Annotated in this window: 11 protein-coding genes; 5 read left to right on the top strand and 6 right to left on the bottom strand. The window is 42.5% G+C overall.

Translation table 11 applies throughout. From position 1 onward, the window contains the following. The first annotated feature begins 70 nt into the window (after positions 1 to 70). On the top strand, positions 71 to 409 hold the full coding sequence (locus MTF66_RS06880; RefSeq protein ID WP_054551536.1) for a Grx4 family monothiol glutaredoxin: 339 nt from the start codon (positions 71 to 73) through the stop codon (positions 407 to 409). Between the two features lie 55 nt (positions 410 to 464). Here the strand turns inward: MTF66_RS06880 and MTF66_RS06875 are convergent, their stop codons facing one another. The 6 genes from MTF66_RS06875 to MTF66_RS06850 form a co-directional block, all read right to left on the bottom strand. After that, entirely contained in the window at positions 465 to 1,757 is a 1,293-nt protein-coding gene (locus MTF66_RS06875) for a PAS domain-containing sensor histidine kinase (protein ID WP_248526861.1), read from the bottom strand. Continuing rightward, a complete protein-coding gene (locus tag MTF66_RS06870; RefSeq protein ID WP_248526860.1) occupies positions 1,757 to 3,085 on the bottom strand; it encodes a sigma-54 dependent transcriptional regulator in 1,329 nt (442 codons plus the stop codon). Before MTF66_RS06870 ends, MTF66_RS06875 begins: the two co-directional genes overlap by 1 nt. An 81-nt stretch (positions 3,086 to 3,166) precedes the next feature. Further along, positions 3,167 to 4,372, bottom strand: coding sequence for an ABC transporter permease (locus MTF66_RS06865; protein ID WP_248526859.1), 1,206 nt, complete (start codon positions 4,370 to 4,372; stop codon positions 3,167 to 3,169). Positions 4,373 to 4,383: 11 nt separating this feature from the next. Then, positions 4,384 to 5,697 carry an ABC transporter permease gene (locus MTF66_RS06860; RefSeq protein ID WP_058585231.1) on the bottom strand — a complete coding sequence of 438 codons (1,314 nt, stop codon included), beginning with the start codon at positions 5,695 to 5,697 and terminating at the stop codon, positions 4,384 to 4,386. Between the two features lie 2 nt (positions 5,698 to 5,699). After that, positions 5,700 to 6,407 (bottom strand): ABC transporter ATP-binding protein, encoded by a 708-nt coding sequence (locus MTF66_RS06855; protein ID WP_248526858.1) that lies wholly within the window; start codon positions 6,405 to 6,407, stop codon positions 5,700 to 5,702. Between the two features lie 21 nt (positions 6,408 to 6,428). Then, entirely contained in the window at positions 6,429 to 7,682 is a 1,254-nt protein-coding gene (locus MTF66_RS06850; RefSeq protein ID WP_248526857.1) for an efflux RND transporter periplasmic adaptor subunit, read from the bottom strand. Positions 7,683 to 8,377: 695 nt separating this feature from the next. On the opposite strand from MTF66_RS06850, the gene gltB reads away from it, so the two are divergent. The 4 genes from gltB (at position 8,378) to MTF66_RS06830 (ending at position 15,441) form a co-directional block, all read left to right on the top strand. Then, complete coding sequence (gene gltB / locus MTF66_RS06845) at positions 8,378 to 12,835, top strand: glutamate synthase large subunit (RefSeq protein ID WP_248526856.1); 4,458 nt, start codon at positions 8,378 to 8,380, stop codon at positions 12,833 to 12,835. Between the two features lie 9 nt (positions 12,836 to 12,844). After that, positions 12,845 to 14,260 carry an FAD-dependent oxidoreductase gene (locus tag MTF66_RS06840; protein WP_058585227.1) on the top strand — a complete coding sequence of 472 codons (1,416 nt, stop codon included), beginning with the start codon at positions 12,845 to 12,847 and terminating at the stop codon, positions 14,258 to 14,260. A gap of 262 nt (positions 14,261 to 14,522) precedes the next feature. Beyond that, entirely contained in the window at positions 14,523 to 14,735 is a 213-nt protein-coding gene (locus MTF66_RS06835; RefSeq protein ID WP_235575464.1) for a hypothetical protein, read from the top strand. A gap of 13 nt (positions 14,736 to 14,748) precedes the next feature. Next, the gene (locus MTF66_RS06830) at positions 14,749 to 15,441 is read left to right on the top strand and encodes a response regulator (protein ID WP_248526855.1); all 693 of its coding nucleotides are present in this window, start codon (positions 14,749 to 14,751) and stop codon (positions 15,439 to 15,441) included. Positions 15,442 to 15,460: the final 19 nt, after the last annotated feature.

The following is a 15,460-nucleotide window of genomic DNA, read 5'->3' as shown; positions in this document are numbered from 1 at the left end:
TATATCTGAGGCCACAGTGAAACTTTTTCAAGGCCAATGTAGTAAGCCAATGTCTTTTTTGAGGTTGTAAATGGAAACCATCGATAAAATTAAACAGCAAATTTCTGAAAATCCTATCCTTCTTTACATGAAAGGATCACCAAAGTTACCTAACTGTGGTTTTTCTTCACAAGCATCACAAGCACTTATGGCGTGTGGTGAGCAGTTTGCTTACGTTGACATTCTACTTAACCCAGATATCCGTGCAGAGTTACCTGCATACGCAAACTGGCCAACATTCCCACAGTTATGGGTAGAAGGCGAGCTTATCGGTGGTTGTGACATTATCATCGAAATGTTTCAACGTGGTGAATTACAGCCACTAATCACTGAAACAGCTGCAAAGTACAAAGAAAAAGACGCTGAATAATTATATTTAGTGTAGAAAGAAGCCGCTAAATGCGGCTTTTTTTATATCAAATTTATCAAGCTGGCAGCAAAACATGGACGCTTAATCCACCTTGCTCGCGGTTATGCAAGCTAATTTGCCCGTGGTGCGCTTCAACTATTTCCCTGCAAAGTGCTAACCCTAAGCCGCTGCCTGTTGCTTTGGTTGAGTAAAAGGGGATTAGCGCGTTAGCCATTACAGCTTCACTCATGCCTTTACCTTTATCACTCACTGTGATGTGTGTGCCACTTGCTTCTTGTTGCACAGTTAAGCTGACATCTTCGGGGTTTGAACCCGATTCATAGGCATTTTTTAATAAGTTTATAAGTAATTGTTCGAGCTGAGTGTGATCAGCGTCAGTTGTCACTCGCTCATCAAGTGATACTTCAACCTGCCACTGACTTTTTAATTGCTCAATGAGCGTAGGCCAGTTAATCGTTGATAGTTGTGGGGTGGGTAACTTGGCAAATTTACCATAGCCTTGTACAAACTCATTAAGGTGTTTTATGCGCTCTTCAATGGTGGTAAATACACGTTTTAAGCGTGGTTCATCGACTTCTTTCGTTAATAGTTGCGCGCTATGAAGCATAGACGACATAGGCCCTAGGGAGTTGTTAAGCTCATGGCTAATGATACGAATAACTTTTTTCCATACCTCTACTTCTTGGCGGCTTAGCTCGCGAGTCAGCTGTTTAAAAACATACAGTTGATGAAACTGATTATTAAGTAATAATCGGCCTGTTGCCATATGCCAAGTTTGTGATTCTTGATCTGCTTTGTCGAGGGTAAATAAACCATCAACGCCTTTGTGAATCGCACGCGTTAATTGCTCACAGCTTGAATCTAATAAGTTTTCAAGCTTGGCGCCTTCAAGGGCTGATTTAGCATCAAGTAAGCTGCGGGCACTGTGGTTGCTATAAACAATAAAGCCTTGGTCGTTAGTCAAAAGCACAGCTTGTGGAGAGCTTTGCAGTACTTTGTCGAGCATCAACTCACGCTGATAAATCCACTGTTTTTCTTGGCGAAGCTGTTTTGCGGTTTGGTTATAAAGCCGGCATAAATCACCTAGCTCATCACTGCCATCATAGGCTAATAATGTAGCTAGCTCACCATCTTTAAAATTAAGCAAGCCGGTTTCGAGTGAGTTCATGCCATTAATAAGCGGGGTTGATAATTGCGCGGCAAAAAGTCCGCTGATCAAGGCGCAAGCGAGCAGGGCTAATAAGCTGTAAAACAAGCTTATGCCCGTAAAGTAACAGACCAACACAAGCGGCAATGCAGACGCTGCGATACACAAAGTTATGATTTTATATCGAAACGAAAAACGCATTAGTATTCAATCTTAAATTTATCAAGCCTGCGATAAAGCGCTTGGCGGCTTAAGCCAAAATGGCGAGCCACTTTAGCAATCACACCTTTGTACTCGCGCATGGCAAGTTCAATCTCTTGTTTGTTAGGCTCTGATCTTGTTTGTGTTGGGCTGTTTGTTTCAACTTGTAAGCCAAAATCAGCAAGCTCAATCACCCCTGTGGGATTTAAAACTGCAGCGCGCTTACAGGCATTTTCAAGCTCACGAACATTACCCGGCCAGCTATGGGCGAGCAGTGCTTTTTCTGTACTAAGCGACAGTGCGCGCTCAGGTAAAAAGTGCGCGACCAAAGCTAAAATATCATCTGGGCGATGGGCAAGGCTTGGTAGATTTAATTCGATTACATTTAAGCGGTAGTAAAGGTCTTCACGAAATTGACCTGCTTTAATTGCATGGCTTAAGTCTTCATTGGTAGCTGAAATCACCCGCACATTCACTTTACGTGTTTGTGTTGAACCTAAACGTTCAAATTCACCAGTTTGTAAAATGCGTAATAATTTCATTTGCCCAGAAAGTGGCAAGTTACCAATTTCGTCTAAAAATAGGGTGCCACCATCGGCCGCTTCAAAACGACCAATACGCTGTTTCGTAATACCTGTATAGGCGCCCGCTTCTGCACCAAATAACTCAGCCTCAATAAGCTCGCTTGGTAAAGCGCCAGCATTAACAGTGATAAAGGGTTTATCTGCTAATAATGAATTGGCCTGTATTATTTGCGCAATGCGCTCTTTACCACTGCCGTTAGGGCCTGTGATCAACACTGAAATATCTGATTTAGCAACTTGAATCGCAAGATTAACAATGTGCTCCATAGCGGTACTTTTATAAACCAAGCCCACCAAATTTGCTTGTTGTACAGATGCGTCACGTTCTTGCTGGTGGCGGGTAAAGGTTTCGTTTTGCTGTTTTGCTTTACCCAGCTCGATTAGGTTATTTACACAAGTAAGTAGCTTGGCATCGTCCCATGGTTTTGGTAAGTAATCAGCAGCCCCTGCTTTGACAAGTTCAACGGCAGTAGAAAGCTCTGTCCATGCGGTGATCAAAATAATCGGTAGGTGAGGATTAATGTCTCGTAAGGCATAAAAAAGTTCTTTGCCTTCTTCGCCTGAAGTGGTGTCGGCGGTAAAGTTCATGTCTTGAATAACAAGCGCAATACGTTGGTATTGTACGGCCTGAATTGCCTCAAACGGGTTACTTGCTGTAACAACATCAAAACCGTGAATTTCGAGTAATAACGACAAAGCATCCAAAATGGCTGGGTTATCGTCGACGATAAGTATTTTTTCCATATTATTGTTTTAGTTATTTTCCTAATAAGGGTGCAAGATGAATGCTACACTGTAAATCCAGTGTAGCATAGGTTGGGAGAACTAAATTGTTCGAGTTGCAATGCTCGGTGAGATATTCGCAGCCCGTTTTGCAGGGGCAAGTACCGCTAATAAACTCATAACGAACACTGCTAGCGCAGTTGCAAGCACGTAGCTAATATTAAGCTGAGCAATTGAAAAGTGCTGCATCAGTAATTGTCCTAAGTACACCGCAGCAATCACACCAATCACTAAACCAACTATACATATCATGGCGTTTTCAACTAAGAAGTAGCTAATGATGGCCGATTTTCTGGCACCTAAAGCGCGGCGGGTACCAATTTGTTTAGTACGTTTACTAATATTGAACAGTGTTAAGCCGAAAATCCCCAGGGCCGTCACCAACACTAAAATAGTAATAAGTACAATCAGCATGCGCATCATTAATGTATCTTCAGCCATGTATGACTCTTTATCGTCATCTAAGCCACGAATGCGAGAAATAACACGTTTGTTGTAGTTTTTCAGCATGGCTTCTTCAACACGGTTCATGACTGATTGACGTTGACCAGGCTCTGTTCTAACCACAAAGCGTGCATTTGTACCAGGCTTAATAAAAGGCAGCAGTGCTACGTTATCTGGGCGGCTGTCTTTAAGCCATGGGCCCTTCATAAGATCAATTACACCAATTATTTTCATTGGAATGTCACCAAAGTAGACTGTTTGCCCTAAACCATTGCCGTCAGGGAATAGCTCATCGAGTAGAGTTTTAGTGACAACAGTTACTTTTGAAAGCTCATCATAGTTATCGGTGACAATCACTTCGCCTTCGGTATAGTTACGCCCAGCAATGAGTTTTACACCATAGGTATTGATACCATGTTCATCGATAAACATGTAAGAAGTACGGGCTGATTTACTCTCTTCGGGTGCTGGTTTTAAACTAAAATCTGACGAAGAACCACTGCCCGAAAGCGGTGTGTTACTCGAATAAGCAGCATCGACTACCCCAGGTATTTGACGAAGCATGGCTTCATCAAGTTCATATTGCTGAGACGGTGACACATCTTTGCCAAACATCATGACATTAAAAACGAAAATATCTTGTTCAGGGTAGCCTGTCTCTTGGCTTAAATAGCTAATTCTGTCTTGAATAATAAACGCCGCATTACTAACAATCGCAGTGGTGATGGCAATTTGGATAAGTAATAATATAGCGCCAACTTTTGAGCGGCATAAGGCGTGAAAGATAGGTTTAATTTCTAACATGGGTGTCTTCCTTATTGGCTCTTAAGATAAATAGCAGGGTTGGTTTTACATACCAGCCAAGCAGGGTATAGACCCGCTATCACACAGGTGCTAATTGCAATCACCGGTGCGCTAAGTAGCATGGTTAAGTCCATAGTGGCTAAGCTTTGGTAGTAGCTATAGCTTTGACGTACGCCTAACAAACCTACTTGCGCCAAAATAATACCCAAGATGCCACCTAAGAAACCTAACATGGCAACCTCAACAATATGTTGAAAGAATATTTGGCGTTTACTGGCACCTAATGCACGGCGAACACCAACCTCAGGAGCGCGGCGTAAGAACTTCGCTAGTAATAAACCTAAAATGTTGGCAAGGCATACCGCTAAAAACATAAAGCTAAGGCCAACCAGAATTTCATTATCTTCGCTGACGACATTGTTGTACTGCATCCACTCATTTACATCGCGTAAGGTAGCGGTTAATTTTTCGCGGTTAAAACGACCTAGCTTTTGTTGCTCTTGCATATAGGCCATTAAAAAGTCTTGGTAAGCTTGCTTTTCTGCAGGGGTTTTTAGTTCAACCCAAAATTGTAACCACACCATTTCAGAATTGAGCTTGTCGTTAAAGGTATTGGTTTTTTCGTGCTTCCAACCATTGGTATTACCCCAGTTTTCAAGCTCTCGTGCTTTCATTAGGCTAAATGGTAAAAATAGTTGCTCGGTCTTATTAAATGCACCGTTGTTCAGATCATAGTATTTGGTGGTGATATCCCAATCATCAATCACGCCAATAACTTCGTAGCTGGCATCATCGAGGTACACCATTTTGCCGACAGGGTTTTCACCTGCGAATAGTTTGTCGTTTAATTCTTTATTGATCACCACAACAGGGGCTGCATCGGCTTCTTGTTGCGCGCTCCAAACACCACCGTAAATAAACGATAGGTTAAACATATCGAAAAAATCAGGCGTGGTTAGGCGTGCTTGACCAATAAATGGTTTAACTTTATCTGAGTCTAAATAAACCGAAAAACCCGTTCTAACCATAGTGACACGTTTACCACCTGCTTTGGCCTGGTTAAGGTTAACGGCATCTTGATAAGTTAATTGCAGTGGCATGTTATCGACTGTCCACCACGTACGGCCTTCATCCATGGTTTGTAACTGTACAGAATAAAGGTCGCTACTTTTTTCAGGAATAGGGTCTGCCGACATCATGTGATACACAGATAAACTTGTCATGGTTACGCCAATACCAATAGCTATGGCCAATACCATTAAAAAGCTTACAAGTGGCGTGCGCTTAAAGCTGCGCCAGCTTAAATCTAAATAATGAAGGAACATGGTTACACTCCAGCCGCTTTAAGGTTTTGAGTGCCTTGATACAAGGTGAAGTCAGCGAGTTGGCCGTCAACAACTTGGATGTTACGTGGTGCTCTGCGGGCAAGCTCTGGATCATGGGTTACCATGATGATGGTTGCGCCATCACGGTTGATTTGTTCAAGCAGCTCCATCACTTGACGCGCCATTAAACTATCTAAATTACCAGTTGGCTCATCGGCAAGTAAAAAGCGCGGTTCGCCAGCAAGGGCTCTGGCAATAGCCACACGTTGTTGTTGACCACCAGAAAGTTGTTGCGGTAAATGTTTAGCGCGTGAAGCTAAACCAACTTGCTCTAGGCATTGCTCAATTCGGCGCTTACGCTCGCCGGCTTTAATACCACGATAACGCAGTGGTACTTCAATATTTTCATAGAGGTTCAAATCTGGAATTAGGTTGAATCCTTGGAAAATAAAACCAATTTTTTGATTGCGAAGATCTGCACGCTGGTTGTCGTTGAGCTTACCCACATCAATACCGTCTAACATGTATTGGCCTTCGCTAAATGGTTCTAACATACCGGCGATGTTTAAAAATGTGGTTTTACCTGAGCCACTTGGGCCCGTTACGGCGATAAACTCACCTTCTTCAACTTGTAGATTAAAGTCGCGAAGGGCATGCGTTTGTACCATATCTGTTTGATACACTTTGCTGATGTTGTTCATTGTAAGCATGTTGATTTTTCCTTTTATTTGTTAGCGTAAAACCAGTGTGGGTGCTTTTTTAAAGCGATCGTAGTTTGAGATAATTAACTTATCGCCAGGCTCTACACCTTCAATTATCTCCACAGCATTGATACTGCTTGCACCGGTTTTTATATCAATTAAATAAGCCATGTCACCATCAACTTTATAAGCATGGGTGCCACCTTGTTGTAAGAATGCGCCGCGTTTCACTTGCAATACATCGTCGCGATTCTCTAGTAAAATACGTGCGGTTAAGCGTTGGTTTTGGCGAATGCCCGAAATCTCATTGTCAAAGCGTACGCGGGTTGTGACCTCGCGGTTATTCACTTCAGGTGAAATAGCCGATAGGGTGCCTGTGACATGACGAGCACCCAAGGTAAGCTCAACTTGCATACCAAGACCCAGCTCATTGGCGTAGCTTTCTGGTACTTGCAGTTCTGCTTCAAAGTTACTTAAATCGACCAATGTCATTAATGGTTGGCTTTGTGTGACCGCTTCTTTTTGTTGCACTAATAAGTTACCCACAATGCCGCTTACACTAGCAGTAATAGTGAGTTCATTTACTTGTCTTAGTAAGTCATCAACAATCAGTTGCTGACGTGCCAGATCACGCTCTGCTGCTTTTAGCTCAAATGCGAGGGTATCTTTAGCTAAGCTGACTTCTTGCTCGGCGTGCTTATATGAAAGCTTGGCACGGGCTAAGTCATCAACGGCTTTTTCTAAATCTATTTGGCTAATTAAATGTTTTTCGATTGAGATTTTCGCTCGGCGGTTTTCTCTATCTGCGGCATTGAGTTCAACTTGCGCTAAATCTAGTGCTTTAGTCAGGCTCAGTTTTTGTCTGCGCGCTTCAAGTTGTTTTCGTTGTAACTCGCCTTCTAATCGCGCTAATACTGATTGCTGCTGCTTTAGCTCGTTGGTTAGCTCAGGGCTGGTTACGGTTGCGATCACTTCATTTACTTCAACGCTGTCACCGGCTTTTACTTTTAAATCGACAAAACCACGTTCTGGGCTATAAACCTTTGGCGCATTAGCTGCAACGATTTTACCGCTTGCTGCCACATCTCTGGTGAGTGTCTTTTGGCTCACTTCACTAATTTGTAGGCTTGCTGCATCAACCGAAATGCTGCCATCGTTACTGGCAAACAATGCTTGAAAGCCGAGCGCACCAACAAGTATTACACCTGCAGCTATTATAAGTGGCTTTTTAGTGGTGTTTTTCTTAGCCACGGTAATATCTTGGGCACTGGTATCCTTAATCATCATAACTCCTTACGATTCTCAAAACACACAATCATGAAGCCAACGGCAAGCATGGTAAGTGGAGAAGCCATAAACAAACTGATAGTGAACATTTTGAAATCCTCAATTTCGCTGATGTCTTATCTATACCAGTAGCGTGCCAGTTTTTAACATGCTGATTTTTAATGATTTTATGTTTGATCAGTGAGTTGATGCCTGTCCGCGGACAGAAAAAGTGTCCGCAGCGGACACTTTTAGATTGCTGATTGTTGACGCAAGGGTAAAGAACTCAGTCATTGCGACTAGGGTAGTCTGCTCAGATGCATAGTTTGTAACTATGCTAAAGCCAAGAGTAAATAATGATGCAGTTAGGCTAGGCGAGACCCCGTAAAAAACTGCATCGATATTCATGATGTGAATAATTATTCAAAATAAGGCGCAGTTTACGTTAACGTAAAGCGGCCGGTTTTTAGATTGTTTTTTTACAAGTTGTTAAATTTGACACCAGTGTCATAAAAAAATAACGGGTAAAATACGACTAAATGTAAAAAAATAGCATAGAATTTAAAAAGTGCCTTAAGTGAGAAATATTCATGAATATGAATATGTATTCAAAACTCTATTGACTCACGAGGTATTTGGCGATAGTTTTGTTCGTCTGCTAGCACTGTCACAAAAGACTGAACCGCTAGTCGTTGTAGCAAGGGGAGGGGTCTATGTTATACGACTCAAAATTAGAAAAAGATAATTGTGGCTTTGGCTTAATAGCCCAGGTCAATGGTCAGGCGAGTCACCGCTTGATTCGAACAGCAATCACTGGCTTAGATCGCATGGAACACCGTGGTGGTATTTCTGCTGATGGTAAAACAGGTGATGGCTGCGGTTTATTAATGCAAAAACCTGATAGTTTCTTTCGTGCTATTGCCAGCGAACACAATTGGCATTTAGGAAAGAATTACGCCGTTGGCATGGTATTTTTAAATGCTGATCCTGTACTTGCGCAAACAGCTAAAGATGTGTTGAGTGAAGAACTCGAAAAAGAAACCTTGAGCATTCAAGGCTGGCGTGTAGTACCGACTGATGCGTCATGTTTAGGGCCAATTGCAAAAAAACAATTACCAGGCTTTGAGCAAATTTTTGTTAGCGCACCAGAAGGCTGGCGTCCAAAAGATTTAGAACGTCGCTTGTATGTAGCGCGTCGTCGTGCTGAAAAGCGCCTCGAAAACGATGAACATTTTTATATTGCTAGCTTATCTGGTTTAGTTACTGTCTATAAAGGCTTAATGATGCCTGTAGACTTACCTAACTTTTATTTAGACCTAGCTGATATTCGCATGACTAGTGCGATTTGTGTATTCCACCAACGCTTCTCTACTAATACACAACCTCGTTGGCCGCTCGCGCAACCATTCCGCTATTTAGCGCATAATGGTGAAATTAATACAATTCAAGGTAACCGCCAATGGGCTCGTGCCCGTGCGTATAAGTTTGCCTCACCACTTATTCCAGATTTGCAATCAGCAGCACCATTCGTTAATGAAAGCGGCTCAGACTCTTCTAGCTTAGATAATATGCTTGAGTTGTTCTTAGCGGGTGGCATGGATTTATTCCGTGCAATGCGTATGCTTGTGCCGCCAGCATGGCAAAAAAACCGGGCTATGGATGATGACCTACGTGCATTCTACGACTTTAACTCAATGCATATGGAACCATGGGATGGCCCAGCTGGTATTGTAATGTCTGACGGTCGTTTTGCCGCTTGTAATCTTGACCGTAACGGTTTAAGACCAGCACGTTATGTGATTACGCAAGATGGGTTTATTACTCTTGCATCAGAAGTAGGTATTTGGGACTACGCGCCAGACGAAGTGGTTGAGAAAGGCCGTGTTGGTCCTGGTGAGTTATTAGTTATTGATACCCATCAAGGCAAAATTTGGCATTCAGATGAGATTGACCAAGATCTTAAGTCACGCCATCCATATAAAGCATGGCTTGAAGCAAACGTTAAGCGTTTAACGCCATTTGAAAAGTTATCTGAAAAAGATGCGGGTAACCGTTCTTTTGATGACGAAACACTACTTAAGTATCAAAAAATGTTTGGCTACACCAACGAAGAGCTTGATAGCGTGATTCGTGTAATGGGTGAAAATGGTCAAGAAGCAACAGGTTCAATGGGTGATGACACGCCATTTGCGGTACTGTCAGAGGGTCATCGTTCACTGTTCGATTACTTTAGACAAAAATTTGCGCAAGTAACCAATCCACCAATTGACCCACTCCGTGAAAATCACGTGATGTCACTGGCAACCTGTATTGGTAGTGAGCAAAACGTATTTAACGAAACAACCGGCCACGCTAAGCGTTTACAGTTTGATACGCCGATTTTGATGTACGCTGATATGCAGCAGCTGATCAATGCTGACGATGAGCATTACAGCTACTGTAAAATTGATATCACTTACACATTAGAAGAAGGCTTAGAAAACGCAATCACACGTATTTGTGATGAAGCACAAGAAAAAGCAGCGTCAGGCTGTGTCATGCTTATTTTAAGTGATCGTAACTTTAGCGAAACGCATTTACCGATCCCGGCTGCGATGGCGGTTGGTTCAATTCAAAAGCGTTTAGTCGATAATAACTTACGTTGTGAATCTAATATCATCATCGAATCAGGTAGTGTCCGTGATGCGCATCAATTTGCGGTATTACTTGGTTTTGGTGCAACGGCAATTTATCCGTACCTTGCTTATGAATCATTAGTTGCAATGAGCGACAAAAAGACCCTGAACAAGAGCTATTGCGAAGTAACGCTTGCTTATCGTAATGCAATTAATAAGGGTCTGTATAAAATCATGTCGAAAATGGGTATCAGTACTGTCGCTTCGTACCGCTGCTCAATGTTATTTGAGGCAGTTGGATTATCAGATGCGGTTGTAGAAACTTGTTTTAACGGTGTAGCTAGTCGTATTAAAGGGGCGTGTTTCACTGATTTTGATGATGATCAACGTAAACTTCATAAGCTGGCATTTAGTAAACGTAAGTTATTAAGTCATGGTGGCTTATTAAAATATGTTCACGGTGGTGAGTACCATGCTTATAACCCAGATGTTATTCAAACACTGCAAAAGGCAGTGCGCTCTGGGGATTATAAAGACTACTTGGCATATGCTGATTTAGTAAATAACCGCCCGATCACCAATTTACGTGACATGCTGGCGGTTAAAATTCCTGATACGGGTGTGAGTGTTGATGACGTAGAGCCAGCAACTGAGCTGTACAAACGTTTTGACTCAGCAGCAATGAGTATTGGTGCATTATCACCAGAAGCACATGAAGCACTCGCGATTGCAATGAACCGCTTAGGTGGTTGTTCAAACTCAGGTGAAGGTGGTGAAGACAAACTTCGCTACGGTACAGAGAAAAACTCACGTATTAAGCAAGTTGCTTCTGGCCGTTTTGGTGTAACACCACATTACTTACGTAGTGCTGATGTCATTCAGATTAAAGTGGCGCAAGGTGCAAAACCAGGTGAGGGTGGTCAATTACCGGGTGAAAAAGTAACGCCGTATATTGCAAAATTACGTTACTCAGTGCCAGGTGTGACCTTGATTTCGCCTCCGCCGCATCACGATATTTACTCGATTGAAGATTTAGCCCAGCTTATTTTCGATTTAAAACAAGTAAACCCAGATGCACTGATCTCGGTGAAACTCGTTTCTGAGCCGGGTGTAGGTACTATCGCAACAGGCGTAGCTAAAGCCTACGCAGATTTAATTACTATTGCTGGTTATGACGGTGGCACAGGTGCAAGCCCGCTTACTTCTGTTAAGTATGCAGGTAGCCCTTGGGAGCTTGGTCTTGCTGAGACCCAACAAGCGCTAGTAGAAAATGGTTTACGTCACCGTATTCGCCTGCAAACAGATGGTGGTCTGAAAACGGGTCTAGATATCATTAAGGCGGCTATTTTAGGAGCTGAAAGCTTTGGCTTTGGTACAGGCCCTATGGTGGCACTTGGTTGTAAATACCTACGTATTTGTCACTTAAACAACTGCGCGACCGGTGTTGCAACGCAAGACGATACGCTGCGCCAAAAGCATTATCATGGTCTGCCAGAAATGGCGATGAACTATTTTAAGTTTATTGCCGAAGAAGCACGCCAAATTATGGCAAGCTTAGGTGTTACTCGTTTAACAGACTTAATTGGTCGTTTGGACTTACTTGAAGCAATTGAAGGCAACACAGAGAAACAAAAGAAAGTCGATCTGTCGTCTGTTATTGCTGTACCAAACAATCCAACGGGTGAAACCTTGTATTGTAGTGTGCCTAACAGCTCGCACTACTTAGGTCAGCTAAATGAAACCTTGCTTGAAAAAGCAAAGCAAGCAATCGATGAAAAATCAGGTATTTCGCTGGTTAACCGTATTTGCAATACTGACCGCTCAGTGGGCGCTATGTTATCGGGCTATATCGCTTCTAAACATGGTAACCAAGGTATGGCTGCTGATCCTGTCTCTATTGAGCTTCATGGTACAGCGGGTCAATCATTCGGTGTGTGGAATGCTGGTGGCCTTGAAATGACACTCGTTGGTGATGCCAATGACTATGTTGGTAAAGGCATGGCTGGCGGTAAATTAGTAATTCGCCCGCCGCTGGGTTCATCTTTTGAAAGTCACAAAGCAACCATTGCCGGTAATACCTGCTTATATGGTGCAACGGGCGGTAAATTATTTGCTGCAGGCTGCGCTGGTGAGCGTTTTGCAGTGCGTAACTCAGGCGTGCAAGCGGTTGTAGAAGGTGTTGGTGACAACGGCTGTGAATACATGACAGGTGGTGTGGTTTGCGTACTTGGCAAAGTGGGTATCAACTTTGGTGCAGGTATGACAGGGGGTTTTGCTTATATTCTTGATGAGGGCAACGACTTTGAAAAACGCATTAACCCTGAGCTTGTTGAAATTGTCACGCTTGAAGGGTTGGCATCACACCAAGAACATTTACGTGGACTCATTGCTGAGCATTTAGAGCTTACAGGCTCAAACCGCGCTGAGCAGATTTTAGCTAACTTCGATTTATACATGCCTATGTTTAAATTAGTTAAGCCAAAATCTAGTGATGTAAAAAGTTTACTCGGACACCGAGCGCGCAGCAGCGCAGAGCTTCGTGTTCAGGCTCAGTAAGGGGGTAGTATGAGCGAAAATGTATACCAGTTTATCGATGTACAACGTGTTGATCCGCGTAAAAAGCCAATTTCAGCACGTAAACAATCTTTCGTAGAAATCTACGAGCCGTTTTCTGAGACACAAGTTAACTCACAGGCGGATCGCTGTTTAGATTGTGGTAACCCGTACTGTGAATGGAAATGCCCAGTACATAACTATATTCCACAATGGTTAAAGCTCATTCGTACTGGCCGTATTTTAGAAGCGGCAGAGCTGTCTCACCGTACAAATAGCTTACCAGAGGTGTGTGGACGAGTTTGTCCACAAGATCGCTTGTGTGAAGGCTCTTGCACACTTGAAGAAGAGTTTGGTGCTGTCACTATCGGCAATATCGAAAAGTACATCACTGATACGGCATTTAAGATGGGCTGGAAACCAGATATGTCGTATGTGGTATGGTCTGACAAAAAAGTGGCTATCATTGGTGCAGGTCCAGCTGGTTTAGGTTGTGCGGATATTTTAGTACGTAACGGTGTTAAGCCTGTTGTGTTTGACCGTCACCCAGAAATCGGTGGTCTTCTTACGTTTGGTATTCCTTCATTCAAACTTGAAAAAGAAGTAATGCAAAAGCGTCGTGAAATTTTTACTGAAATGGGTGTCGAATTTCAGCTAAACACTGAAGTTGGTGTTGATATTACTCTTGATGAAATATTGGCTGAATATGATGCCGTATTCTTAGGTGTTGGTACCTATCAAAGTATGCGTGCAGGCCTTGAAAACGAAGATGCTGATGGTGTGTTTGATGCACTGCCGTTCTTAATTGGTAACACAAATCGAGTTATGGGCTATGCAGAAGATAAGCAAGCTTATATCGATATGGCGAACGAAAAAGTCGTCGTGTTAGGCGGTGGTGATACAGCAATGGACTGTGTGAGAACCTCTATTCGACAAGGTGCTGCAAAAGTAACCTGTGCTTATCGTCGTGACGAAGAAAACATGCCAGGCTCAAAACGTGAAGTTAAAAATGCCCGTGAAGAGGGCGTAGAATTTACCTTTAACGTTCAACCTAAAGGTATTGTGGTTGACGAGCAAGGGAAAGTTGCTGGCGTTAAGATGGTGAAAACGCAACTTGGTGAGCCGGACGAAAATGGTCGTCGTCGTGCTGAAGAAGTCGCAGGTTCCGAGCACGTTATTGAAGCAACCAAAGTGCTCATGGCGTTTGGTTTTAAACCTCATAAAATGGATTGGTTAGAACCGTACGGTGTTGAAATCAATCATTGGGGTGGCATCAATGCACCAGAAAAAGGTGAATTTACTCACCAAACAACTAACCCGAAAATCTTTGCTGGTGGCGATATTGTCCGCGGCTCAGATTTAGTGGTAACGGCTATTTTCGAAGGCCGAAATGCCGCTGAAGGGATTATGGATTACTTAGACGTTTAACTCTAAAGCGCCATTCAACATTTTTAAAAGCAAGCTACCGAGCTTGCTTTTTTATTGCCTATTTTTTAACTGTTTTGAGAATCAAATCAAGATTCAGAAAAATAATGAAAAAATAACGCTTATTACCTACAATCTACGAATGAATTTTACAGTTAAACAGAAAAAATTCATTATTTCGTACTAACTCCATATTTGCTCCATATTGTTGCGTTTTAATGTTTATCAGAGGCAGAAGCCCATCTGAGTATTTGATGCTAACAACATGGATAAAAAGAAAATGTTTTGCGAACACACAAATAACGAGCAGTTAAGCTTTTTTCAGCCAAGTTCAAAATCTGAAAATGATTTACTCAATGAGGTCATGAATAGTGAAGACCTGCACGATATTCTGACTATGGTTTTACTAGATGAAACCTTATCAGACGCCCTTAAAGCGATGGTGAAGCAACAACTAAAAACAATAAAAAAAATATAAAACGGAAATAAAAATGCCGCAGATATTAGTCGTTGAAGACGACTTAGATATTGCAGAACAAGTGCTGTTGTTCTTCAATGCATCTGGCTTTACTACTCACCACATCACTGATGGCAGTGCTGTGGTGTCGTGGGTTAAAGAAAATAGTCCAGATGCAATAATTCTAGATGTAATGTTACCCAATTTAGATGGCGTGGAATGCATGAAGCAGATCCGCGCTTTTTCTATGGTGCCTATTATTATGGTAACCGCTAAAGTCGAAGAGGCTGATAGGTTGAAAGGGCTAGAACATGGCGCTGATGACTATGTCTGTAAACCTTTTAGTGGCGCAGAGCTGGTGATGCGTGTTAAAGCTATTTTAAGGCGCTGCGCGCCTGTATCTAGTGGCAATGAAACTGTTGAAACGCCTGTTACTATTTGCTTAAACGAAGATGCGCTTGAAGTTGAGATTAAAGGCGTGTCTTTGGGTTTAACTAAAGTGGAATTTGACGTATTTAAGCTTTTGTACAAAGCCCCTAAGCGCGTTTTTTCAAGACAGCAGATACTTGATCATATCCAACCCAATAACTTTGATATTACCGACCGCGTAATCGACAGTCATATCAAAAATATTCGCAAAAAAATAAAGAATTTACAGTTCTCTCCTAAGATAGTCGCTTCCGTTTACGGTGCAGGCTATCGCTATGATGAACGTCAAATCGATTGATTTGGCGTTCATCGCTTTC

It is taken from the genome of Pseudoalteromonas sp. 2CM39R, from assembly GCF_023161845.1.
This window is presented reverse-complemented; position numbering and strand designations above follow the sequence as displayed.